Source organism: Gottfriedia sp. OAE603, from assembly GCF_040543965.1.
In the GTDB taxonomy this organism is placed as follows: Bacteria; Bacillota; Bacilli; order Bacillales; family Bacillaceae_G; genus Gottfriedia; species Gottfriedia solisilvae.
In genome coordinates, this window is record NZ_JBEUNN010000001.1 from 3760374 (window position 1) to 3786236 (window position 25863).

At 35.7% G+C, this 25863-nt stretch carries 21 protein-coding genes and 3 pseudogenes; 4 read left to right on the forward strand and 20 right to left on the reverse strand.

The window, feature by feature from the left end:
- Window positions 1-22: 22 nt before the first annotated feature.
- Complete coding sequence (locus ABID96_RS18975) at window positions 23-1072, forward strand: NAD(P)/FAD-dependent oxidoreductase (RefSeq protein WP_192603756.1); 1050 nt, start codon at window positions 23-25, stop codon at window positions 1070-1072.
- 229 nt (window positions 1073-1301) lie between these two features.
- On the opposite strand, the gene ABID96_RS18980 is transcribed toward ABID96_RS18975, so the two are convergent.
- From ABID96_RS18980 to ABID96_RS19050, 15 genes and pseudogenes are all read right to left on the reverse strand, one after another.
- Complete coding sequence (locus tag ABID96_RS18980) at window positions 1302-1847, reverse strand: hypothetical protein (protein ID WP_192603755.1); 546 nt, start codon at window positions 1845-1847, stop codon at window positions 1302-1304.
- Between the two features lie 245 nt (window positions 1848-2092).
- Window positions 2093-3515: pseudogene (locus ABID96_RS18985) on the reverse strand (NAD-dependent succinate-semialdehyde dehydrogenase).
- Window positions 3516-3547: 32 nt separating this feature from the next.
- Window positions 3548-4918 carry a 4-aminobutyrate--2-oxoglutarate transaminase gene (gabT, locus tag ABID96_RS18990; RefSeq protein WP_192603754.1) on the reverse strand — a complete coding sequence of 457 codons (1371 nt, stop codon included), beginning with the start codon at window positions 4916-4918 and terminating at the stop codon, window positions 3548-3550.
- A 70-nt stretch (window positions 4919-4988) separates the two neighbouring features.
- On the reverse strand, window positions 4989-6470 hold the full coding sequence (locus ABID96_RS18995; protein WP_088001867.1) for an amino acid permease: 1482 nt from the start codon (window positions 6468-6470) through the stop codon (window positions 4989-4991).
- A gap of 238 nt (window positions 6471-6708) precedes the next feature.
- Window positions 6709-6990: a YokU family protein gene (locus ABID96_RS19000; protein ID WP_192603753.1), complete on the reverse strand. Its 282-nt coding sequence runs from the start codon at window positions 6988-6990 to the stop codon at window positions 6709-6711.
- Window positions 6987-8423, reverse strand: a complete 1437-nt coding sequence (kamA, locus tag ABID96_RS19005) for a lysine 2,3-aminomutase (protein WP_088001863.1) — start codon at window positions 8421-8423, stop codon at window positions 6987-6989. Before kamA ends, ABID96_RS19000 begins: the two co-directional genes overlap by 4 nt.
- Before the next feature lie 401 nt (window positions 8424-8824).
- The gene (locus ABID96_RS19010; RefSeq protein WP_377897083.1) at window positions 8825-10210 is read right to left on the reverse strand and encodes a sigma-54 interaction domain-containing protein; all 1386 of its coding nucleotides are present in this window, start codon (window positions 10208-10210) and stop codon (window positions 8825-8827) included.
- Between the two features lie 69 nt (window positions 10211-10279).
- The gene (ablB, locus tag ABID96_RS19015) at window positions 10280-11143 is read right to left on the reverse strand and encodes a putative beta-lysine N-acetyltransferase (RefSeq protein WP_192603751.1); all 864 of its coding nucleotides are present in this window, start codon (window positions 11141-11143) and stop codon (window positions 10280-10282) included.
- Entirely contained in the window at window positions 11121-12431 is a 1311-nt protein-coding gene (locus ABID96_RS19020; RefSeq protein WP_192603750.1) for a peptidase, read from the reverse strand. The genes ablB and ABID96_RS19020 overlap by 23 nt, the downstream gene beginning before the upstream one ends.
- Before the next feature lie 15 nt (window positions 12432-12446).
- Window positions 12447-13109: a 3-oxoacid CoA-transferase subunit B gene (locus tag ABID96_RS19025; RefSeq protein ID WP_192603749.1), complete on the reverse strand. Its 663-nt coding sequence runs from the start codon at window positions 13107-13109 to the stop codon at window positions 12447-12449.
- Window positions 13094-13792: a CoA transferase subunit A gene (locus tag ABID96_RS19030; RefSeq protein WP_192603748.1), complete on the reverse strand. Its 699-nt coding sequence runs from the start codon at window positions 13790-13792 to the stop codon at window positions 13094-13096. The genes ABID96_RS19025 and ABID96_RS19030 overlap by 16 nt, the downstream gene beginning before the upstream one ends.
- 1 nt (window position 13793) lies before the next feature.
- A pseudogene (locus ABID96_RS19035) lies at window positions 13794-15123 on the reverse strand (aspartate aminotransferase family protein).
- A 583-nt stretch (window positions 15124-15706) separates the two neighbouring features.
- Window positions 15707-16999, reverse strand: coding sequence for a methyl-accepting chemotaxis protein (locus tag ABID96_RS19040; protein WP_192603746.1), 1293 nt, complete (start codon window positions 16997-16999; stop codon window positions 15707-15709).
- 85 nt (window positions 17000-17084) lie between these two features.
- Window positions 17085-18164, reverse strand: coding sequence for a PAS domain-containing sensor histidine kinase (locus tag ABID96_RS19045; RefSeq protein ID WP_377897085.1), 1080 nt, complete (start codon window positions 18162-18164; stop codon window positions 17085-17087).
- 25 nt (window positions 18165-18189) lie between these two features.
- Window positions 18190-18844: pseudogene (locus tag ABID96_RS19050) on the reverse strand (response regulator transcription factor).
- Between the two features lie 419 nt (window positions 18845-19263).
- Between ABID96_RS19050 and ABID96_RS19055 the strand changes: the two are divergent.
- From ABID96_RS19055 to ABID96_RS19065, 3 genes are read left to right on the forward strand one after another with little or no spacing between them, the layout of a single operon-like run.
- Complete coding sequence (locus tag ABID96_RS19055; RefSeq protein ID WP_377897001.1) at window positions 19264-19392, forward strand: cytochrome C oxidase subunit II; 129 nt, start codon at window positions 19264-19266, stop codon at window positions 19390-19392.
- A gap of 18 nt (window positions 19393-19410) precedes the next feature.
- Window positions 19411-19887: a cytochrome c oxidase subunit II gene (locus ABID96_RS19060; protein WP_088001842.1), complete on the forward strand. Its 477-nt coding sequence runs from the start codon at window positions 19411-19413 to the stop codon at window positions 19885-19887.
- Window positions 19880-21550 (forward strand): b(o/a)3-type cytochrome-c oxidase subunit 1, encoded by a 1671-nt coding sequence (locus ABID96_RS19065; protein WP_377897002.1) that lies wholly within the window; start codon window positions 19880-19882, stop codon window positions 21548-21550. Before ABID96_RS19060 ends, ABID96_RS19065 begins: the two co-directional genes overlap by 8 nt.
- Before the next feature lie 163 nt (window positions 21551-21713).
- Here the strand turns inward: ABID96_RS19065 and ABID96_RS19070 are convergent, their stop codons facing one another.
- The 5 genes from ABID96_RS19070 to celB form a co-directional block, all read right to left on the reverse strand.
- Complete coding sequence (locus ABID96_RS19070) at window positions 21714-23030, reverse strand: 6-phospho-beta-glucosidase (RefSeq protein ID WP_192603743.1); 1317 nt, start codon at window positions 23028-23030, stop codon at window positions 21714-21716.
- Entirely contained in the window at window positions 23030-23341 is a 312-nt protein-coding gene (locus ABID96_RS19075; protein ID WP_192603742.1) for a PTS lactose/cellobiose transporter subunit IIA, read from the reverse strand. Before ABID96_RS19075 ends, ABID96_RS19070 begins: the two co-directional genes overlap by 1 nt.
- 141 nt (window positions 23342-23482) lie before the next feature.
- Window positions 23483-23794 (reverse strand): PTS sugar transporter subunit IIB, encoded by a 312-nt coding sequence (locus ABID96_RS19080; RefSeq protein WP_192603741.1) that lies wholly within the window; start codon window positions 23792-23794, stop codon window positions 23483-23485.
- 29 nt (window positions 23795-23823) lie between these two features.
- The gene (locus ABID96_RS19085) at window positions 23824-24363 is read right to left on the reverse strand and encodes an RDD family protein (protein ID WP_192603740.1); all 540 of its coding nucleotides are present in this window, start codon (window positions 24361-24363) and stop codon (window positions 23824-23826) included.
- A 57-nt stretch (window positions 24364-24420) separates the two neighbouring features.
- A complete protein-coding gene (celB, locus tag ABID96_RS19090) occupies window positions 24421-25767 on the reverse strand; it encodes a PTS cellobiose transporter subunit IIC (RefSeq protein WP_192603739.1) in 1347 nt (448 codons plus the stop codon).
- Window positions 25768-25863 lie beyond the last annotated feature (96 nt).

The window sequence follows — 25863 nt, forward strand, 5'->3', positions numbered from 1 at the left end:
AACTTACTGGAGTGAAACGGTAATGACAATGGAAGCGCTTTTTGATGTAACAGTAATCGGCGGAGGTCCAGCTGGACTATACTCTGCTTTCTATAGTGGATTAAGAGAAATGAAAACGAAAATAATTGAGTTCCAACCACAATTGGGTGGTAAGGTTCATGTATATCCAGAAAAAATGATTTGGGATGTTGGCGGTCAGCCACCTATTCCTGGCGAGAAATTTATAAAGCAAATCGTCCAACAGGGGTTAACGTTTGATCCGACTGTTGTTTTAAATGAAAAAGTAGAAACCATTAATAAAAATGAAGAAGGCTACTTTGTCTTAGAAACTTCTTCAGGACAAAAACACCTTTCAAAAACTGTTATTGTAGCTGTTGGTAGTGGAATACTAAATCCTCAAAAACTTGAAATTGAAGGTGCGGAACGATTCGAAGTTTCAAATCTAAACTACACTGTAAAATCGTTAAAACGCTTTAAAGATAAAACTGTTATCATATCTGGCGGAGGAAATACAGCAATTGACTGGGCTAATGAATTAGAGCCTATTGCTAAAAAAGTCTATTTAACATATCGTAAAGAAGCCTTAAAGGGTCATGAAGCTGGTGTATCTCAATTAATGAATAGTTCTGTTGATTGTCTATTTAATACTTCCATTACTAAATTAATTGCCGGTATTAATAATGAAGAAATTGATCAAGTTGAACTTACTAATAATGAAACAAATGAAATATCACATTTACAAATTGACGAAGTAATCATTAACCATGGTTATGAACAAGATACTTCATTATTAAATAATAGTGAAATTCAAATTGAGATGATTCAGAACTACTATATTAAAGGAAATACTACAAGTGAAACATCTATTGAAGGACTGTTTGCTGCTGGTGATATTTTAATGCATGATGGTAAACTACAATTGATAGCTGGTGCTTTTCAAGATGCTGCAAATGCAGTGAATAAAGCAAAACAATTTATTCAACCTGATGCAAGTAGTGCAGCCATGGTTTCATCACACAATGATGTGTTTAAGCAACGTAATCGTGCCTTAATTAAACAAATGATGAGTTAAACTCAAACAAAGAATATAGAATAACTTAAAACGCATCCTCTTTTATTAGAGAATGCGTTTATTTTTTATAGTTATATTACTAAAGCTCAGAGATTCAGACTGACTGAAAAAGCTTGTCTTTCGAGGCGCAAGCCGGATGAGGAGCGGAGTTACCTTTGACGGTAATGAGCACCGCAAGCAGGCGAAGCAACGAAGAAAGCGAGCGTTTGGCAGGCAGTCTGAAAATGACTTATTTCCAAACTGTCTTATACTTTTTTCGATACTTAAGATCTTCTTCTTTTTCAATTAAATCCAATGCAAGATGTTTTATCTCTTCAATTCCTACCTCATCATATAAGTTTTTTAAACACTGAATGATATCAAAGCGAATTAGAGTACAGTTTTTCTCTTCTTTGCAATTTAGAAAACGATCTGATAAATGATGAATGACCATTTCTCTTTGTTCAGGACCAGCTAAACCCACTCTCCAAATCGTCTGCAAGGTATGCCTTGCTGTTACGAATTTTGGATCATAAGTTACTTTCCAAATGTTAGGAAAATCATTTGCGATTCTTTTTTCGGGATCACTAATTGCCAGGTTAGAAAGAAACTGTGCTGCTCTAGATCTTTGGTGGCTACCTTTATGCGTCAAATCTGCTTTTAACTTGTCCCACACTTCGTACGACCAATCTACCTTTTCTTTTGTAACTGAAATAATATAGTTAAATGCCTCATATTGTAGATTCTTATCAGTAGAATCAAGATTCTTAAAATAAGTTTGAATAGTTGAATCCATCGACTTCACCCCATGCGAAACTTTATTATCATGATTATTACAACCTCGTAAGAGATCCTGCGTATCCAAGTAGCTACTATCTTATCAAATAGTATGAGCCGAAGGAAAGATTTCACGAATTTTATTTTTCTTACAAGTTGTTTCCATCAAATTGCTACTCACTCACTAAAAAAATGTTAAGTGAGCATAAAAAAAAGACATTAGAATCACAATGACTCCATGTCTTAAAAATGATTTACTTTTCTCTAAAGTTCTAACCCTATAGAAATATATTTAACTTCTAAAAATTCTTCTATTCCGAAATGACCACCTTCTCTACCGAGTCCGCTTTCTTTATACCCTCCGAAAGGAACTTGAACAGCTGAAGGCAATGCATCATTTAATCCGATAATTCCGTACTCCAATGCTTCTGTTATTCTAAATGAACGGCTTAGGTTTTCCGTATACACATAAGCAGCTAGCCCATATACTGAATTATTGGCTCTTTCGATTACTTCTTCTTCAGTTTTAAACGTAGAAATTGGTGCAATTGGACCAAATATTTCTTCATTCATACACGCCATATCATCTGTGATATCCGACAAAATCGTTGGTGCATAATAAAAGCCTTCTAATTCAGTTGGTTGTTCACCACTAAATACAACTTTACCTCCGTTTTTAGTTGCATCCTCAACTAATATTTTGACTTTTTCAAATGCATCGCGATCAATTAATGGTCCAATATCGATACCTTCATCTAATCCATTTCCTACCTTTAACTTTTCTAGCTCTTTCTTGAAAAGCAATGTAAATTCTTCAGCCACTTTTTCATGAACATAAATTCTGTTCGTACAAATGCAAGTTTGACCTGCATTTCGAAATTTTGACTGAACCAGACCTACTGCTGCTTTTTGCAAATTTGCGTCGTCCATGACAATAAAAGGTGCATTTCCACCAAGCTCCAATGAAACTTTTTTAACATTTTCCGCTGCGTTTCTCATGAGTGTTTTTCCGACTTCAGTTGATCCAGTAAATGTAATCTTAGTTACTCTTGAATCTTTTAACCACGCTTCACCAATTTCTGAAGATTTGCCTGTAACGACATTCAGTACACCTTTTGGTATCTCTGCTTCATGTGCTAATTCAGCTAGCTTTAATGCTGTTAGTGGTGTTTGCGTCGCAGGTTTAATAACTGTTGTACACCCTGCAGCAAGGGCGGGTGCTACTTTTCTTGTAATCATTGCAGCTGGAAAATTCCAAGGCGTAATTGCGGCTACAACTCCAACTGGTTCTTTTCTTACCAAGATTCGCTTATTAGGCTGAGAGGCTGGAATCGTTTTCACCATAAATTCTCTTTCCTTCTTCTGCGTACCAAGATATAAATCCATTAGCATAAGCCATCTCTCCAAGTGCTTCCTTTAAAGGCTTTCCTTGTTCAAGCGTCATTAACTTAGCTAACTCTTCTTTGTTCTCATCAATTAGACGATGCCACTTCATCAGTAAATGTGAGCGTTCTTCAGCTGTCTTTTTCGACCAAATTTTAAAAGCTCTATGCGCAGCATCAACTGCTTGTTTTGCTTCAGTCGTACCACCAGTTGGAATTGCGCCTATTACCATTCCAGTTGCCGGATTTATTACTTTTGTAAATGAACCTTGATCATCACCAACCCAGTTCCCATCTATATACATTGGATAAATTTCATATTTTTCTTTTATTTGGCTCATAGATTTACCTCCAAATGTAATTCTGATGATAACACTGCCTCAACTGACTCACCTAAAATATAAAGACCTTCTTCCAGTTGTTCATCAGTAATCGTTAATGGCATTAATAAGCGAATGACATTCCCAAATATTCCAGCACTTAATAGCATTAGTCCTCTACTATTTGCTTCCTTTACAATTTTCCCAACAGCTACTTTATCAGGTGTTTTATCAGTATTATTTGTGACAATTTCCATCGCACACATTGCGCCGATGCCTCTAATATCACCAATTTGATCAAAACGCTGCGCCAATTGATGCATTTTCCTATTTACTTTATCTCCAATGATAACAGCTCGTTCATTTAAACCTTCATCTTTAATAATATCTAGAACAGCTAAGGCAGCCTGGCAACCAAGAGGACTTCCTGCGTAAGTGCCACCTAATTCCCCGCTCTCAGAAACTTCCATTATCTCTTTTCTACCGATTACACCACTAATCGGTACGCCAGCACCCATAGACTTTGAGATGGTAATTAAGTCCGGCTCAATTCCAAAATGTTCGATTGCAAAGTATTTACCTGTTCTCGCAAAGCCCGTTTGTATTTCATCAGCAACAAATAAAATGCCATATTCTGTACAAATTTCTCTTACTCTTTTCACAAAGTTACGATCTGGAACAATAAAACCACCTTCGCCTTGGATTGGTTCCATCACAACGGCTGCAATTGTTTCAGGCGCAACTTCAGAAATAAGAAACTGTTCAAATTGTTCAATCATAAATTGACTATATTCTTTTTCGCTCAACTGATCTGGACGGCGATAAACGTATGGATACGGAGCCTTATAAACCTCAGGTGCAAATGGACCAAAACCATACTTATATGGTTTGACCTTACTTGTCATCGTCATTGTCATCAAAGTTCTTCCATGAAACCCTCTAGTAAATGAAATGATTCCTTGGCGTTTTGTATACTTTCTCGCAATCTTCACTGCATTTTCGACTGCTTCTGCTCCACTATTAAAAAAAGCAACTTGTTTTTCAAAACTTCCAGGTGAAATCTCAGCTAGGCGTTCAGCAAGTTGAATATACGATTCATACATCATGACATTAAAACCAGTATGAATAAAATTCTCTGACTGATTTTGAAGCGCTCTAACTACTCTAGGATGAGAATGCCCCACATTTAAAGTTCCAATCGCACCCGCAAAATCAATGAATGTATTACCATCAATATCTTCTACAAGTGCTCCACTTGCACTCTTTACAAAGGTTTCACAATTATTACTAATCCCTTTTGGCACTGCTTTTTTTCTTCGCTCAAGTAACTCCATAGATTTTGGTCCAGGAATAGATGTTTGAATTTTAACGAATTTTCTTTTACTCATTTTTACACCATCCTATATATAGTCGGAGAATCAAAACTTTCTAGTCATTTAATTATTTAAGCTTCTTTTTTTAGTTATTATTTAAGTCACACTCATTAATCGGAACAATTTTAGTTCTTTTTATCAGTTTGTATCCGATCCAAAGTGCAAGAAAAAGAGGTAAACCAATATATGAAACAAGAACACCATTCCAGTCGATGGATTCTCCAGTAAATGCAGCATAGTTTTGTCCAAGAATGACAATCCCACATAGTGCAAACGCAAACAATGGTCCAAACGGATACCATTTAGCCTTATACGGTAAATCGTTTAAATCTCTCCCTTGCGCTACAAATGCTTTTCTAAAACGATAGTGACAAATCGCAATCCCGATCCACGCAATAAATCCAGACATTCCAGACGCATTTAATAGCCAAACATAAACAACTCCGTCACCATATAAAGAAGCTAAAAATGCGATTGTTCCGACTGCAGAAGTTACAATCAAAGCATTAACCGGAATTCCGCGCTTATTTAATTTACCAAGAAATTTTGGAGCTTTATTTTGTCGTGCAAGGTCCCATAGCATTCTTGCCGAAGCATACATACCTGAGTTTCCTGCCGACAATACCGCAGTTAAGATCACAGCATTCATAATTGATGCTGCAAAAGCAATTCCAGCTTTATCAAATACTAAAGTGAAAGGACTAACAGCAACATCACCACTTGCTAAATTTTCATTTGTATAGGGAATTAATAGACCAATTACAATAATCGATAAAACGTAAAATAAAAGAATGCGCCAAAATATTTGGCGAGCTGCACGCGGTATATTCTTATTTGGTTCTTCACTTTCTCCTGCCGCAACACCTAATAATTCTGTTCCTTGAAATGAAAAACCCGCCGCCATAAAAATTCCAAGTGTTGTCATAAATCCACCATGAAAAGGTGCGTCACCAATCGTAAAATTTTTGAATCCGACTGCTTCTCCACCAATGATTCCAAAAATCATTAAGAATCCTGCAATTAAAAAAACGATTACTGTTACAACTTTTATTAATGAAAACCAGTATTCTGATTCCCCAAAACCTTTAACAGAGAGATAGTTTAATAGAAATATGATTGCCAAGAACAATCCACTCCATAGAATTGAAGACGTTTCTGGGAGCCAAAATTTCATAATCATTGTTACTGCTGCCAATTCAGCAGCGATTGTAATTGCCCAGTTATACCAGTAATTCCAACCAAGTGCAAAGCCAAGCGCAGGGTCTACGAATTTTGTTGCGTAAGTGCTAAACGATCCTGCGACTGGCATATATGTAGCCATTTCTGCAAGGCTTGTCATTAAAAAATACACCATTATTCCAATTGCGATATAAGATACGAGAACACCACCAGGTCCAGCGTTGTGAATGGCACCACCACTTGCTAAAAATAAACCAGTTCCGATTGTTCCACCTAGTGAAATCATTGTTAAATGTCGAGGCTTTAATCCTCGTTTTAACTCACCTGTCACCGATGATAATTGATTCTTAGATTCAAGGACTGTTAATGTACTAACTGAATTTTTCATTACATTACCCCTTTTTCAGTCAACTTTTGAAACATAAGATTGAAATTACTTCTTTTCATATCATCAATTATTCGTATATTTTGGGATTCATTTATTAAACGACTTATGAAAACTACTATTTTCATTTGTTTTACCCTACGTATAAAACGCTTACAATTATTTTCATCTCTCAAATTATGATTCTACCTACATCATTTAATTAGAGAAAAATCGGAAGCAGTTTATCGCTTCCGATCCCCTATTTGGAGAAATCAAAATAATTTCTTTTTAATAATCTAGGCTGCTGCAATAATTCAACAAATTGTATTGTTTTCTCAAGCAACTTTGTATTAATTAGAAATAATTGCTCCTCAATTACGTTAACCGTTTCATCTGTTTGATACGTGATATAACATTCGTGACATTCAATACATGGTGTTTCCCGAATTTCAATTGCTTTTGTTCCGTCTGGAAGTTCCCAATATACAGTGTTTGTTGCCTCACTTATATTGACGGACTCGCACCATTGACATGTCTTCATTCAGCATCACCTTTTGCATTTGCACTTCCAACTAGTTCTTCATTACTTTGTACCTTAGTCATTTGTGCTTGGAATTTCTTTTCTTTTAATTCATCACGTTTTTCACGTTTATCTTTTAATGAAGCGTGTTCTGGATTCGTTGCATATGTTTTTCTAAGATCCATACGCTGCAACCCTTCAGGTACTAGATTGAATTTCGTTTCATTCATTAATCCTGCAATACCTGCATTAGAGCGTTTTTCATCCATATCAGGATAAATTTCTTTAAAATAAGCATCTGCTCTTCCTGGAACATAATTCTGTGGTTCTGGATACGTTGTGATAACGCCTTCAAAATTACGAAGAACAACTTTCTCTGCACTTTGTGAAATCATATAATTTGGCTGTAGGGAAATCTTTCCTCCACCACCAGGTGCATCAACTACGAATGTTGGAACCGCATAGCCGGAAGTATGGCCACGTAGACCTTCCATAATTTCCAATCCTTTAGAAACAGGAGCACGGAAATGACCAATTCCTTCTGATAAATCGCACTGATAAATATAGTACGGGCGAACGCGAATTTTAACTAGATCATGCATTAGCTTTTTCATAATCGGTACACTATCGTTAATTCCTGCCAAGATAACCGCTTGATTCCCTAAAGGAACACCAGCATTTGCAAGCATTTCACATGCTCGTTTTGATTCTTCTGTGATTTCAATTGATGTATTAAAGTGTGTATTTAGCCAAACTGGATGATATTTTTTTAAGATATTACAAAGATTCTCTGTAATACGTTGTGGGAACACAACAGGCGCTCTTGTCCCGATACGAATGATTTCCACGTGTGGAATTTCTCTTAGATTTTTTAAAATATATTCTAGGATATTATCATTAATTAATAAGCCGTCTCCACCTGAAATTAATACATCTCGAACTTGTGGCGTCTTACTAATATAATTAATAGCTGCATCAAGCTGCTTTTTTGGTACACCCATTCCAATTTGGCCAGAGAATCGGCGTCTTGTACAATAACGACAATACATTGAGCATTGGTTTGTTACTAAAAATAATACGCGATCTGGATACCTGTGAGTTAATCCTGGCACAGGAGAGTCCTCATCTTCATGTAATGGATCTTCTAAATCAAATCTTGTTTTGTTAATCTCTGAAGAAATAGGTACTGATTGCATACGAACCGGACAACGTGGATCATCTGGATTCATTAGAGAAGCATAGTATGGTGTAATGTTTAACGGAATCGTTTTTGTAGCAATTTTTACGCCATCTTCTTCTTCCGGTGTAATATTAATTACCTTTTTTAAGTCATCTAATGTCTTAATTGTGTTTGTTAGTTGCCAAACCCAATCATTCCACTGTTCTTCTGTTACGTCTTTCCACAAATCGATTTCTTTCCAATGTCTATTTGGAGCGTAAACTGCATTTACCATACGTACATCCCCTTTCGAATATTATAATTTTTATAAAGCAAGAGTCGTGCCAAAGTTTTACAAAATCTTTACATAAAAAAATAATAAACTCAATTTAACACTGAAAATTCTAACTTTTCAAACGTTTTATTTTTTTTTATTCTAACGAAATCTTATTCAAATTTGATAAATCCCTTTTAAATATTCAACTAAACATAAAAAACCGCCTAAATTTAGGCGGCTTATTTTATCGTCAAAGTATAAAATATGACGTTCAGATTCATCGAGGATATTTGCCTTTAGAAGCGTAAAACCTGATGTAGCTTGGCGTTACCATTGATTATAATGGCTCCGAATGCAGGTTATACAATAAGGAAATAATCGTTTTTTCAACAATATAAAACTGCCTATATTTTGGCGGCTTATACAGTTATATTTAGTTTTTGTATCTTATACTGAAGCGTTTGTCGCGGTATTTCAAGCAGTGCTGCAGCCTGCTGAATATTACCTTTCGTTTGAAGTAATGCTTGTTTAATGAGCGAAGCCTCCATTGCTTGCATCGCCATTCGTAATGGTTGTACTCCCTTTGTGTCAGTACTTTTTTTAATCTGTTGAAGTTGCATTGGCAGATGTTTGACTGTAAGCGTATGGCCCTCTGCCATAATCATCGCGTGCTCAATCGTATGCTTTAATTCGCGTACATTACCTGGCCAATTGTATTGATGAAATAACTCAAATACAGTATGTTCCACGTTTCTTACATTTTTTGAGAAGCGTTCATTAAACAGCTCAACAAAGTGAGATGTTAATAACTCAATATCAAAATTTCGTTCTCGTAAAGGTGGAATGAACAATGAAAAAACATTTAAACGATAATACAAATCTGGTCGCATTGTTCCGTTTTGGACACAATCTAAAGGAGATTCGTTAATCGCAGCAATGACACGAACATTTACTTTTCGAGTCTTTTGATCGCCAATTCGTCGAACGACTCCATCCTCTAATACTCTTAATAACTTGGCTTGAAGCTCTAAAGGCATAGAATTAAGCTCATCTAAAAATAATGTTCCTTCATCAGCCAACTCAAATAATCCCGCCCGGTCTAATGCACCAGTATAACTACCTTTTGTTGTCCCAAACAGTATACTTTCTAATAATGATTCGGGTAAAGCTGCACAGTTTTGAGCAATAAAAGGATTTTGACAACGACTTGAACAATGATGAATCGACTGTACAAATAGTTCTTTTCCAGTTCCAGTTTCTCCAACAACAAGTACTGCTGAATCAGCATTAGCTACTTTCTCAACTTGCATTTTAACCTCTAATAAAGCAGCGTCATTAGTCAATATATCTGAAATGGTATAAGAATGAGCTTGTTTCGTTTTACCTTGTTTAGTTTGTGACTTCATTCGAGCTTGTAAATCTAAAACCTTTTCTCCAAGCTTTTTAATCGTCGAATAGTCTTTTGCAATTTCAACAGCACCAATGAGATTATCATCTAGCATGATCGGAATCGTTGTATTAATTGTATCAATGAACTTGCCTTTTATGTTCTCATATCGCTGTGGCTGTTGTATGATTGGCTGCTTTGTCTCCAATACCTTGAGTAAGGTACTCGTTTCTTTCGTCAATGAAGGAAAGGCTTCAAGTACATGTTTCCCAAGAACATCTTCAACTGAAACGCCATCATTCTCGGCTGCAACTTGATTATAAAATATAGTCATTCCATTATTGTCGACAGCATGAATCGATTCATCGATACTGTTTAATATAGCACTAATCATTTCATTAGTTGGAATTGTTGAAATCATCATTCTCACCATCCTTTTACTGCCGAAAATTCAGCACTTTCATGCTCATTTTTCGGCAGTTCTACATTAAGAGACTATTTCTGAAAGATCTTTAACCCAAATGTTCATGTCTTCTAATTTATCGTAAATATAACAATTATTTGTCATTCTTCCAGTATACATGTACCCTAACTGATGGAAAGCAGCATTCATACCATAAGATAATGAGCGTGCAATTGTATAGGAACAATAGATTGATTGACTTACTAAGTCCTGTTCTAACTTTTTCATTATTTCTTTCATCAAACCATGTTTTCTATGCTCTACTAACGTTGCACAATTTGTAAGCTCTGCATTTCTTTGTGCAAAATCAATTTCAGCAGATGCCGCACTTACAATGATTCCTTCTTTTTCGTAAACCCAATAAATTGTATCCTCATCCATTGTTTTCTCTACATATGCAGCTTCGTTTAATGGGGTTGGATAAACCTGAAAAACTTGACCATATAAATTCGCGAGTTTTTTTGCATCTTTTTTATCAGCTCTTCTGAGGTGATAACCCTCTGGAATGATTTTCTCTTTCAACTTATCGCTCTTTAGAACTGCCTCTAATATGTCATCACCTTGAGACCAATAAAGACTATTTCTTCTATCTAGGCTATTGTATTTTGTTACAAAAAACGCATCGCTTCCCTGAAAATAACCTTTCACTAAAGCTTCAATCATATAACCTTTCTGCAAAAAAGAATAGAGATGTTCTTTTCTTGTTTTAATGATTAATTTAGTATACTGATATTCTTTCGCTAGCTTTTCGATTCTCTCAATCAGGTTTGATACATTCCCTAAGTAATAATCAATCCGAATTCTCTCATTGAAATGATCTAAAGCTCCCTCAAAATAAAAGTTCTCATGCTTCATTTTTATGATTTCATAATACTTCTTCGTTTTCATATTCTCCCTCGCCTTCATGCTGTTCTTGAACTTCACACCAGTCTATTAATGTACAGGCAATAATTTCAGCAGCTAAAAACATTTGATCTAAATCAATGAATTCATCTGGATAGTGAGCTACCTTTGTTTCACCTGGTCCAAAGACGATCATAGGAATATCTAAAACTTGCGTAAACAGTCCTCCATCTGTTCCCCATGGCGCTGCCTCTATGATTGGTTTTTGTTCTGTTATATGATGGTAATTATGCAGTAAAGTTTTGACCAACTCATTGTCAGCCTCAACAGAACCTGGAACCCATCTTGCTCCAAACCACTCTACTTCTACTGGATAATCTAAAAACCATTCATCAAGATTTCCGAGATTTTCTATCCATCTCTCAAACTCTTTTTTAGCATCTTCCATTTTTTCATTAGGAGCCACGCCATATCTACCTTCTAAAGTGACAAGATCTGATACAGAGGATGGCCAAGTACCACCATTGATTGTACCTATGTTGATCGGAATTGGAATTGGTACACCATCGTACAACGGGTCATCAATTCGATCATTTCGTAATTGTTCAAGTTTTTGAATTTGCTGAATAACCAGCAAGCTTTTTTCAATGGCGCTTACGCCTTCATATCGAGTGCCGCCATGAGCTACTTTACCTTTTACTTTCAATCTAAACCACATGGACCCTTGCTGCTTAATGAAAAACTTCATATTTGTCGGTTCAGGAATGATTACCCCATCTGCTTTATATCCGCGTAGGATTGCAGCCAATGTTCCTGCACCGCCACTTTCTTCCTCGATCACACTTTGAAAATGAACATCACCTTTTAGCGTAATGCCGCTTTGTTTAATTGCTTCAATTGCTAATATGAGGGCCACATTACCGCCTTTCATATCAGTTGCTCCACGTCCATATAGTTTATTGTCTTTTACAATTGCACCATAGGGTGGATATGTCCATTGTTGAATATTACCTTCAGGAACAACATCAATATGTCCATTTAAAATCATAGACTTACCACCACTCGTACCCTTTAGTGTCGCTACAACATTTGGACTTCCATCAAAGTTCTCTCTAGCGGAAATAAAATATGGATGATCCTTTATTTCTTCAATTGCAGGTTCCCATATATCTAAATCCAACTCAAGCTCTCTCAACTTTTCTACAACAATAGCCTGTGCTTTACTCTCATTTCCAGAAATGCTGTCTTCCTTTACTAATCGTTCTAATAGTTTGATAGTCTTATCTTTATTATTATTTATATAGTCTTGAATACTTTTTTTGTAACCCTTCAATGTACTCACCCTTTTCTACATAAATATTTTTAAGTCTTCAGTAATCACCAAATCTGTTCCGGTATTTTTTATTACATCATCAACAGTATATGGCTGCATTAATTCTTTAAGCACTAACTGATCGTTTTTAACCTCTATAACAGCCATTTCTGTAATAATTAAATCTACACAACGTTTAGATGTTAAAGGCAAACTACATTCTTTTACGATTTTCGGATTTCCCGCTTTATCTGTATGATTCATAACAACGATTACTCTCTTCGCCTTTTGTGCCAAATCCATCGCTCCACCTATTCCTGGAACCCTTTTACCTGGTACAATCCAATTTGCCAAGTCACCTTTTTCACTCACCTGTAAAGCACCTAATACTGTTAAATCCAGTAAACCTCTACGAATCATTCCGAATGCAGTCGCACTGTCAAAATAACTAGCACCGTCCAAAATCGTAATTGGAAAACCACCGGCGTTACAAAGATTCTCGTCTTCATTTCCTTTTTCCGGACTTGGCCCTATTCCAACTACGCCGTTTTCCGCATGAAACATAACGTGAACATCATCAGGTAAATGATCTGGAACAAGTGATGGGATTCCAATTCCTAAATTAACAATCATGCCATTATGAATTTCCTGTGCAGCTCGTTTTGCAATTTTTTGACGAAAGTCTATTCCCACGCCCATTTCCAGTTCACTCCCTCTGATTGAATAATATAGTTCACAAATACACCAGGTGTAATGATTTCCTCTGGGTTTAATGAGCCAAGAGGAACAATTTCTTCAGCTTCTACAATTGTTATTTCTCCTGCCGTAGCCATATGTGGGTTCATATTCCTAGCACTCTTGTCAAAAACTAGATTACCGAACGGATCAGCTTTCTTTGCAAAAATAATACTAACCTCAGCAGTTAACGCTTCTTCAATCAGAAATTGCTTACCTTTTACAGTTACTTTTTCTTTCCCATTTTCTACAATACTGTCTAGACCAACATCCACTAAAACGCCTCCAAGTCCCATTCCTCCTGCTCGAATGCGCTCCGCTAAAGTGCCTTGTGGTGAAAATTCAACATCTAACTTACCTTCTGTCATCAACTTCCCGGCAAAAGGATTAGAACCTATATGTGATGTAACGAGTGATTTCACTCTTTCATTACGTACCATTCGCCCGATACCGATATCTGGAAAACCAGCATCGTTACAAATTACATTGATATCTTTTACTTCACTTTCTAATAACCCTTGAAGTAAGGATGGAGGTGAGCCTACTCCTCCAAATCCACCGACCATAATTGTCATATCATCATGGAAATATTGAAGGATGTGGTCAATAGTTGCGATCTTTTTATACGTATTTTCTACTAGTTTCATCTTATTCCCCCTTAGTTGCATAGGTTAAACCCGATTGTTTTGCTTCCAATTCATATAAACTCTCGGAAAGAATCTGAAGTAGTTCATCTATTTCTTCGTAGGTTATCGTTAATGGTGGAGCAATCATAAAGGCTGAATCTTCTTTTCCATTGCTTCCTGCAACCGATGGATAAAGAAGCAAACCTTTATTGCTTGCATTTTGAATGAAAGAACTTGATTTCACGTTACCTTCCAATTCAACTCCAATTAATAAACCTTTTCCTCTTACATCACCGATTATTGAAGAATTCTCCTGTAAAGCTTCAAGTTTCTTTTTAAGATAATCTCCTTTTTCCTCAGCCGCTTTCACTAGATTATGTTTCTCGACATATTACGATGACAGCTAGTGAAACAGCTGCAGACAGTGGATTTGCACTAAATGTATGACCGCTCATAACCAGCTTTGAACCTTTCATAATAGGCTCGATCACTCTATCACTCGCAATTGTGGCAGCCATAGGCGTATATCCAGATGTCATTCCTTTCCCAAGTGTGACGATATCTGGTTGAACGCCCCAATGCTCCATCGCAAACATTTTTCCAGTACGACCAATTCCAGTCATCACTTCGTCAGCAATAAATAAAATATCATTTTTTTCACAAATTTCTTTTACTCTTTGATAATATCCATGTGGTGGAACTATTGCTCCTCCAGCAGCCCCAATAATTGGTTCAGCAATAAAAGCTGCAATATGCTCAGAACCAATCCTATTAATCGCTGTTTCCAACTCAGATGCACAAGCAGTATCACATGAAGGAAAAGCTAAATTAAGAGGACAACGATAGCAGTATGGTGGTGAAACGGATGGATAATCTTCCAACATAGGAACAAATCTTTGGCGTCGTAAAGGGTGCCCTGACATTGATAAAGCCCCTATTGTAATGCCATGATAGCTCATCCAGCGTGAAAGGATTTTGTTTTTTCCCTTTATACCTTTTTCTTGAAAATGTTGAATTGCAAGTTTCATAGCTGTTTCAGTTGCTTCCGTACCGCTGTTCACAAAAAAAGTCCAGTTCAAGTCACCCTGAGTGATATCACTTATTTTTTTAGCAAGCTTCTCAGCAGCTTCACTCGTAAACTGAGATCGGTAAACAAAGGATACTTGTCTTGCTTGCTCAGTCATAACGTCAATGATTTCATCGACTCCGTGTCCAATACCTACTGTAATTGCACCGGACGAACCATCTATGTACCGTTTTCCCTCTTTATCAAACAAGTACACGCCCTTCCCATGAGAGATCATAGGATAATGTTGACCAAGTAATGGTTTGATTAAATAGTCTCGATTCATCATTCCCCACCCTTTCACTAAATTCCCCAATATAATGAAATTAGCCAAACTAGAAAACCATAAATTTTTAAGAGAGGCTTATTTTAATATTCTTGTTATCTAAATATCTTCCTCTATATTTTTTAAAACGCTTACAAAACTAGTACACAAATATATAACAAATTAATATATCAAAATAAAACTCCCTGAATTGATATGAGGAGAAAATAAAATAAAAAAAGGAAAAGATTTGGGTTCCAGTACATCCCACTTTCTTTTCCTATTTCAAAGAATTATTTATTTTTAAAAAGCACCTATACCCATAAGCTCAAAGAAGCAAATATTCCCTTCTCTTAAACCTACTTTCCACTTTTTCATGAATTAAAATGATAATATCTTAGAATTAATATCGTTGTTATTGGTAATTTTTTTACTACTGAAAATATTATTTCAATAAAATCATTTTTTTACCTAATAGAGATCGTACTAATCTGTTCTCTAGAGTGAACAACCAACTACCTTACCGTTAATTTTAGGGAGACAGATTTGTCTCACTAATAAACTCGTGTACTAAGTAGTACCAAGAAGATGACACAATCATTAATTAGTAAGTGAACCTCTTAATCGTTTCTTTTAGTTCCTCTGCCTGAGACACTAATTCTTCAGCTAAATTATTAACATCTTGAATAAAACTTGTTTGCTCTTTTGCCGCAGCTGCAACTTCTAATGCGCCAGTTGATGTCTCTTTTGCGATCGCAGTTACTTCTTGCGATTGTCCTACTGTTTGTTCAATATGATTAAATTGCTGTTCAACAAGTGAAACGATATATGTTACGGCTTGAACAACCTCATCGATAGAATTCGTCATCGTAAGAATCGCTGTATTTGTTTCATTTCCTTTAAGAGCTTCTTCGTTTGCTAACTTTACTTGAAGAGAGATTAATTCAACTACATTCTTTACTTCATGTTGAATATTTAAAATTAAATTTGTAATCCCTTGAACGGCTTCTGCACTTTGATCTGCTAACTTACGAACTTCCTCCGCAACAACGGCAAATCCTCGACCATGTTCTCCAGCACGAGCGGCTTCTATTGAGGCATTTAGTGCTAATAGATTTGTTTGAGCTGCGATTTCACCTACGAAACCAATAATTTTCTCAACTTCCTTTGTATGTTTCTCTAACTGTTTTACAGAGTGTAGTGATTCCTCACTGCTTTTTTCCATCTCACGTACATCACTGACAAGTGAGTGTACAATAGCTTTACAATGATTTAATGTATTTACCATTTCAGTAGACAACTTTTCAGATTTGCGAGCTTTTTCCTGTACTTCGTTGGCGATTAACAAAACATCCTCTACAGAATTTGCCGTTCCTTGCATTGCATTGGCAGAGTAATCTGTTCCATTTGAAATCTCAGAAATAGTAAGCGTAATATTTCTTGATTGCTCAACCGCTATATTTGCCCCCTTTGTCATTTGTAGAACTTTTTCCTTTGTGCTTTCAAAATTCATATCGATATTACTTACAATATCCCGTATATTATGTTGCATTTCATTAAATGCTAGACTAAGAGACCGAATTTCATCATCAGTTTTTGGTACTGGAGCGTCTTCCCCAATATCTCCTTTTGCAGCCTTAGTTACAGCCGACTCTAGTAATTGCAACGGCTTCGTGATAAATCGTGTAGCTGCAAAATAAGCTAATACACCCGACCAAAAAACCCCTAATATCAATGTTAATACCATGAAAATTTGTTCACTGACGAAACTTGAAACATACTCATATAAAAAGTAAATGAAAAATCCACTGATTGAATATGTAATAATTGCAAGAATCGTCGTAAACATAGCTAGCCTTTTATTCAAACTAAATTTGTATTTTTTTCTCTCAACCATGCAAAATCATCCCCTAATTTTAACAAGTTCAATTACTATTGATATCAATTGAATCTAACTAAAGTTCACTTTGCCTAAAAGTCAGCTATTCAAGTGGTATTGAAAAAGAAATCACTGTGCCTTGTTCAGGCGCAGAACATATTTCGAGAAAACCACCAATACTTCTTGCTCGTTCTTCCATACTAAATAATCCAACTCCAGTTCGGTCCAAATGTGGTGTAAAACCTTTTCCAAAATCTGTAATACGGCCATGTAATTTTTGCTCATCTTCCCATATTTCAACAATTGCTTCAGATACATTTGCATATTTACCGATATTCGTTAATGCTTCTTGAACAATCCGATAAAGTGCAGTTTCCACACTCGGTTCCAATCGTTTACGAAGTTTACACTCAAATTTCACTTGTATATCATAGTACTGTTTGAAATTATCTATATATGTTCTGATAGCAGGAATAGCCCCAAAATCATCAAGTACTGACGGTCGTAAATTCCAAGCGAGTCCTCTCACTTCGCCAATGATTTCAGTAACTGTATTTCTAAGATTAATAAGTTCTGTAGGTTTCACTTCACTATCATCGATTAACCGATCCAATTGAATCGTAAGCCCAAATAAACTTTGTCCGATTCCATCATGAATTTCACTCGAAAATCGCTTCCTTTCCTCCTCTTGAATATACATAAGACGATTTACCATTCGTTTTATCTCTTCTTCAGCTTCCTTTAAGGCTGTAACCTCATTACGAATCGCTAAATATTGATAAGGCTTTCCATTTTCATCTAAAAAAGGCATAATCGTAGTGTTTACCCAATAAAAGGTATTATCTTTTGCTCTATTTTTAATGTCACCATGCCAAACCTGTCCCGAGCTAATTGTTTTCCATAGATCCATAAAAAAACTTTTTGAATGATACCCTGAACTAATTATGCGATGATTTTGACCTATCAACTCTTCTCTCGTATATTTCGTAATTTCACATGTCTTTTCATTTACGTACTGAATGATTCCACGATGATCAGTTACTACTACAATTGATGATTCATCAAGTGCAATTTTTACATCTGTCAATTGTTTGAGTATCTGTTTTAAAGTATTGCGAAATGATTGGTCGTCGATATAATCGTCAATTAGAGAAAAGTTGTCTTTTGTGATTTGTTCAATGATTTCAGAATGATAATGTAAACTAACATTATTCAAAGTCAAGCAACCCCTTTTGTAAGGCATAGCGCACGATATCTGGCCTTGAACGAAGCCCAATCTTATCCATAAGATTGCTTTTATGAGTTTCAACAGTTTTAACGCTGATGACCAGTTGTTCAGCAATGTCTTTATTGGAATATCCTCTAGCGATCCACACTAATATTTCTTTCTCGCGTTCAGATAAAATTTCGTAAGAACTTGTATGTCCCTCTTGCTGCATCTTTACTAAATACTCATTCATTAATCGTTTTGTTGCAGCTGGGGTTAAATAAGCGTTGCCTGTATATATTAATTGGATTGCATTTAGCAGTTCTTCATGGGGAGCACTTTTTAAAATATATCCAGAAGCACCTGCCTGTATTGCTCTGAACAAGTATTCATCACTATCATGCATCGTCAAAATTAGTATTCTAGTTTCTGGTAAATATTCTTTTAAAATTCTAGTTGCCGTTATTCCGTCTTTTCCCTTTTGGCATACTTAAATCCATTAACACAATATCAGGTGTTAACTCCTTTGCTTTTCGAATGGCCTCATCACCATCTGCAGCAACTCCAACGATTGAGATTCCATTTTTCTCATGTAGTAGAAGCTCTAGTCCAGTTCGTACAACAATATGATCATCTACAAGCAGCACACGTATCAAAGTGACCCCTCCTTAATTACATTCAATTAGTCATATATTCTTGTATCTTACTTTATTCACTACAATACATCGGGCAAATTGATGAAATTTTCAAGATTACTATACTCCTAAAAAAATTGACAGTCTAGTTGATTATAAAAAATTGGGACTTCTATCTGAATTTGATTTCGCTAAATTGGACAAACACTACTTTTGAATCAATAAGAACCAGCTTACTTCTAAGGGAATATCAGATAATTTGTTAGGGATTTTTTCCAATTAACATCAGAGTATCCCCTAATTATTACACTTTGATATTTAAAGTACACTTACATTAAAGGCGGAAAATCTTAGTCTTCGTGGTCATTTCAGCTGTTTTATGATGGGACGAAGAAATGAGACTGAGATTAAGAAAACGATGAATAAACGGGGGAGTAAAATTGGGACTTAAAAATCAGACAAAAGAAAAGGAACCACAATTAAAAGGAACATTAATTTGCGTGTTTGGAATCGGTATATTCATTTTTCTACTTTGGTTTGGATTCTACGCATTTTATTTACAACGTTAATTTGAAAGAGGTGTTAAGATGCATTTACATAAATACGAAAAAATTTGGTTAATATTTGGCATAGCCTCCTTAGTGTTATTTCTAACAATCATAGCAATAACCGCCTTTGGATTTCACCATCACCCTGCAACAGGTATGGACTTAATTGACCCTAACAAAGTGAAGGAAACCGCTCCTTTTGATCATCCGGGTGTAAATAAACTAAACGATGATACATATGAGGTTGTATTAATTGGTAAAACATTTGGATATGAACCTACTAAACTACAAGTTCCAGTAGGTAAAAAAATTGTTTTTAAGTTGACGAGTACAGATGTTATTCATAGCTTTTCAATTGTTCATACAAACGTAAATATGATGGTTGTGCCAGGACGTATTAATACAAAAGAATATACGTTTAAAAAAACTGGCAATTACTTAGTACTTTGCAATGAATATTGCGGGGCTGGACATCAATTTATGCAAACTACGATTGAGGTGGTAAAAGGTGAATAATAGGATCAATATAATAGACTCAAAATTAGCCTTAACAAATATTATAGTCGCCTATATTGCTTTTTTAATAGGTACATTCTGTGGACTATTACAAGTGTTTATAAGAAATAAAGCACTAGAATTACCGACTTGGTTAGACTACTATCAAGTTTTAACTGCACACGGCGTATTACTCGCATTAGTATTTACTACTTACTTTATATTCGGATTCCTCATTACAGGAATGAGTAAAACTTTAGGCGAGTTCGGCCCAAAGGTGCGTTTATTTTCTTGGATAGGATTTATCGTTATGACAATCGGTACCCTGCTTGCTGTAGTTATGATCTTATCTGGAGAGGCTTCCGTTTTATATACTTTCTACGCTCCATTAAAAGCAAGTGGATGGTTTTATGTAGCGTTAGCTCTTTTTGTAGTTGGTACATGGATTAACGGATTCTCGTTAATTGGACATTATATTGTTTGGAAAAAGAAACATAAAGGACGTTTAAGTCCACTATTTGCTTTTATGACGATTGCTACGATTGTTCTTTGGGTGATTGCTAGTTTAGGAGTAGCCGCCACTGTACTTTTTCAATTCATCCCTTGGGCATTTGGTTTGGTTGACACAATTAATGTCGAGTTAAGCCGATCACTATTTTGGTATTTTGGTCATCCTCTAGTTTATTTCTGGCTTTTACCTGCATACATGGCATGGTATGTCGTTGTTCCAAAAATTATTGGTGGAAAAGTGTTTAGTGATTCACTAGCAAGATTGTCCTTTATTCTATTTTTATTATTTTCAATTCCAGTTGGATTCCACCATCAACTACAAGAGCCTGGAATCTCAAGTTTTTGGAAATTTTTACAGACCGTCCTGACGTTTATGGTTATTATCCCATCTTTAATGACAGCATTTTCAATGTTTGCCACATTTGAGACAACAGGAAGGAAAAAAGGTGGTACAGGAATATTCGGTTGGTTTTTTAAACTACCTTGGAAAGACGTTCGTTTTACTTCTATATTTATTGCTATGTTTTTCTTCATTCCTGGAGGCGCAGGTGGAATCATTAATGCAAGCTTCTCTTTAAATGAGATCATTCATAATACACTTTGGGTGGTTGGCCATTTTCATATAACGGTCGGAACTCCTGTCGCAATGACTTTTTTTGGTTTAACATTTTGGTTAATCCCTTATCTTACGGGAAGAAAATTAACAAAAGTTGTACAAAAATTAGCCTTTATTCAAATCATTACATGGTCTATTGGTATGTTATTAATGTCAACAGCAATGCATATTTTAGGACTTTTAGGTGCTCCTCGCCGAACAGCGTATACTGATTATGCAAATCACCCTGCTACTCTTGAATGGTTTAACGGTATTTTATCAAATCATGTAACAGTTGCTATTGGAGGGTCAATTTTATTTCTATCTGCAATGTTACTAATCATCATTGTTTTGCAATCATTATTTACTTTACCAAAAGCAGTGGCAGAGGAAGATTTCGTCGAATTTCCAATTGCTGAAAGTGATGTAGAAAATACACCTAAAATATTAGAAAATTGGTGGCTATGGATTGGAATCGCGCTAGTTTTAATCGTAATTGCCTATTCAATTCCTTTAGGAAATATGCTGCAACACCATCATCATACACCAACAGGTTCTGAAGGATTTAAAACTTGGTAGGAGCTGATCTTATGTTCGTTTTGACGTTTTCTTTAATATTAGTGATATCTATTTGTATCACCATCTGGATTGAAATTGATATGATTGAAGAATAATTAGAAAAAGGCACGTTCATTAAAGAACGATGCCTTTTTTCATTCCACGACTTTATGATTAATAATCATTAATCAAAAAATCTTGGTAAATATTCTTTGTGGGCCTCAAGCATTTCATCTACAATAGCTACAGCCAATTTATCGCTAGCAACAAGTGGGTTAATCGTCAATGCAAGAATCGCTTTTTCACGACTTCCTTCTACTGCAGCCTCAATTGCTGTCTGTTCAAACGATTTTATTGTTTGAATCAATCCTCGAACTGGTACTGGTAACTCTCCAATTGTTAACGGAACTGGACCATCCTTTGTAATGACGCAACTGACCTCAACAGCACCATCATATGGTAAGCCTGATATTGCCCCTTTGTTTACAGTGTTCAAAGGTTGAATATCTCGAGTATCATTATAAATTGATGAAATCAAACGACATGCCGCGTCAGAATAGTAAGCTCCACCACGTTTTTCTAACTCAGGTGGCTTTATATCTAGCGTTTCATCTCTATATTTTTCAAATAGAGATTCTTCAATCTTTTGCACTACTTCTGCACGTGTTTCATTTGACTCAAAGTCTTTCAATGCTCTTTCCAGCATCTCAGATGTTTTGTAGTAGTAGTGATGGTATGAGCATGGAATAACATTGATTCCTTTTAGGAATTCAGGTGCCCATTCTTCTGCATCAATATTTTTTACAAAACTTGCATTAGCTGGATCCATGATCATTTCAAGTACTTTCTCTTTTACACTGACTCCATCTAGATAAACTTCTAAACCGAAAACCATATGATTTAGCCCTGCAAAATCAATTCGAACACGAGAGTAATCTACATTTAAAAGCTTTGCAATGCCCATTTCCATTCCAATCGGTATATTACAAAGTCCAATAAATCTCTTAATATTTGAATATCTTAACGCAGCCTCAGTCACCATACCTGCAGGATTTGTAAAGTTTATTATCCACGCATCTGGACACAGTTCTTCAACTTCTTTACAAATATCTAAAATAACTGGAATCGTACGAAGTGCTTTAAACAAACCACCTGCACCATTTGTTTCTTGACCTATTACACCATGTTTTAATGGAATTCTTTCATCAAGTGCACGAGCAGCCAATTGTCCAACACGGAGCTGTGTCGTAACGAAATCAGCATCTTTCAAAGCCTCACGACGATCATAAGAAAGGTGAATCTCAATTGGAACTCCAGCTTTTTTGATCATACGCTTTGCTAGGGCTCCAACTGTTTCTAATTTTTCACGACCTGCTTCGACATCAACAAGCCAAAGTTCTGTAACTGGTATTTTGTCATATCGCTTTATGATACCTTCAACCAGTTCTGGTGTATAACTTGAGCCTCCACCTATTGTCACAATCTTAAATTTCTTTGACATTATTTTAGGCCCCTCTCATACAAGTCAACGAACTCTTTTGCTAAGTCTTTTACGGTCATCGCATTCATCAAGTGATCTTGCGCATGAATCATTAAAAGTGAAATCTCTGTTGGATTTCCGCCAATCTCTGATTGAATAAGGGTTGTTTGAATATGATGTGCCTCATTTAAAGAATCGTTTGCTTCCTTTAATTTCTTACGAGCCAAATCCATATCCTGTCTTTTTGCTGCTTGAATCGCTTCCATTGCCGCACTTCGACCATTCCCACCATGTAAAATCAATGTGAAAATTTCTGTTTCATTCTTTACCATAAACGGACCTCCTTTCTCTTTCATGATCAATTCTGTCAGGAAATATCCTTATGGCCGCAAATTTTTCATGTTAAAAACCTTTTAGGTATTTAATATTATTTACTTTCAATCGACATAGATAAAAGAGAACTTCTCAATATTTTAATACAATTTATTATTTAATTTTATGGCTTGGTCGAGAATCGCTTCACCATCACACATTCCGTAACTAAACATATCAATAACGTCAACTGGTATATTGTTCTCACCACAGACACTTTCCATTTCTTCTAAAAGAAAACGAACTTGTGGTCCTAACAATAACACATCCGCCTCGATGAATTCTGAACGAACAACCGATTCAGAAACCGCCCAAATGCGTGCTGAAATCCCTCTTGACTCAGCAATTTTCTCCATTTTTGAAACAATTAAACTTGTTGACATGCCAGCAGAACAACAAAGTAATATATTCATGATGATTTCCTCTTTCTTTAGTAAACTTTTTAAACAACGTTTTTATCGGCAACCACTAATCGAGCAATACGATCGTAGGCAGCTAACGACTTTGGATTAGCAAATATACTAATAACGGATAGTAAGAATGGGACGCCTTGGAAAAGAAACATCGACAAAAATTTAAAGAAACTTCTAACAATTACTAAAAGACAATAAGCAAGTTTACCTTTTTTATGATTGATGTGTGTTAGTTTCAATCGAAAGATTCTTTTTCCGATTGTAGATCCTCTAAATAATAGGGTAGTTACGACATCGTAACAAAACCAGATAATAAGCGATTGTAGAAATGCTTCATTAAAGAGAGACATTACTTTTACAGTCGCATCAGAAGTTCCTGTTTCACCCATGGTTCTATTTATTTCAATCATCTTTGTTAAGACACCAGGAAAGTTTGCAAATCCTGTTAGTCGATAAACGATTGAAAGGAGGATTGAAACGATCACTGCATCGATGAGAAAAGCAACTATTCTTTTTAATCGAAACTGAGTAATTATTTTCTTGTTGTTATTCATCGTATGTTTTAGCATTTCATAATCAAGTGTTCCAATTCGTACGATCAGATTTAGCAATGAATAGGATAGTTGTCAGCCTTGAATAGTTTGACTATTTGAAGAAGACACTCTTTGATTATTACTTGCATTCTCCATTTCTAAGTTTTTCTTATCCCACATTTTAATGAATGGGAACCAAATTGCAAAGGCAACTGCAAAAGCAACTAATTGCATTACTACACCCATTATCTTACCACCCGTCATAAGATAACCACTGATAAAATATGGGGTTGTCCAAGGAATAATTGTACCAGTCGTATGTGGGAAAATGCCCATTGCCGTACCAAAATAAGTAACTGTTAATACTGCTATTGGTGCAAGCATGAACGGAATCATTAAGAATGGGTTTAAAACAATCGGAACACCAAACATAATTGGTTCGTTAACGTTAAAAATAGAAGGTCCGATTGCCAAGCGTCCAACTTTCTTAAGAAGTTTCGACTTTGCTAAAAACATCATATAGATTGCGACTGGTAACGTAGCACCAGATCCACCCATCCAGATCCCATTTTCATAGAATGTGTACGTAATGATATGAGGTAGTGCTTTCCCCTCTTTTACTGCTGCTAAGTTTGCATCCGCATTTGTAATCCAAATTGGCTCCATTACGGACGTGATGATTGATGAACCATGAATACCAAAACTCCATAATGTGTGTTCTAATAAACTAGCAATCAGTGTACCGATATAAGTTGAACCTAAAATCGTAAATGGCTTTGTAACAACCTCTTGGATAAAAGTTGCAAACGTTTCCCAACCAGTGTATGAAAACGCATATCGAAGAAGTAAGAAGAGTGTAATAATCACAAATCCAGGAATAAGAGCTGTAAACGAACGCGAAACCGTTGGTGGAACAGTATCTGGTAATGTGATGATTAACTTCTTTTGTAAGAAAAAACGATAAATTTCAGCAGTTATAATTGCAACAATTAAACCAAGGAATAAGTACTGAGCACTAAATAGATCAGGTGACCAAGCAGAAACACTTTCTTTATCAACCGTAAATGTGCTCATGATATTAACAATTAAATACCCCGCTAATGCTAAAACACCAGCTGGAACACCATCAATATTCTTTTTATCGACTTTGTAACTACTAGCAAGTGAGTATGCTACCCCAAATACAGCAATTAAAGCGATGATCCCCATTGTACCGTTATAAACGATGTCTCCAAATGCGTTCCAATTCTCCCCAAATACTTTGGACATAAAGTTTTGATACCATTCAGCTTCTAACCAAGCTACGATAATGAAGAATGAACCAATGATCATTAAAGGCATCGCAAACATAATACCGTCACGTAATGCAAGTAAATGTCTTTGGTTACCTATTTTTGAAGCGATTGGTAAAAATTTCTTTTCAAAAAATTTATTTTTCATTTGGATTTCACTCCTTTATTTATGGATCTTGGTATATCAGATCATCCCAACATACCAAGATCCTATTAGAATTTTTTCAACAATCTTTTAAGCTCT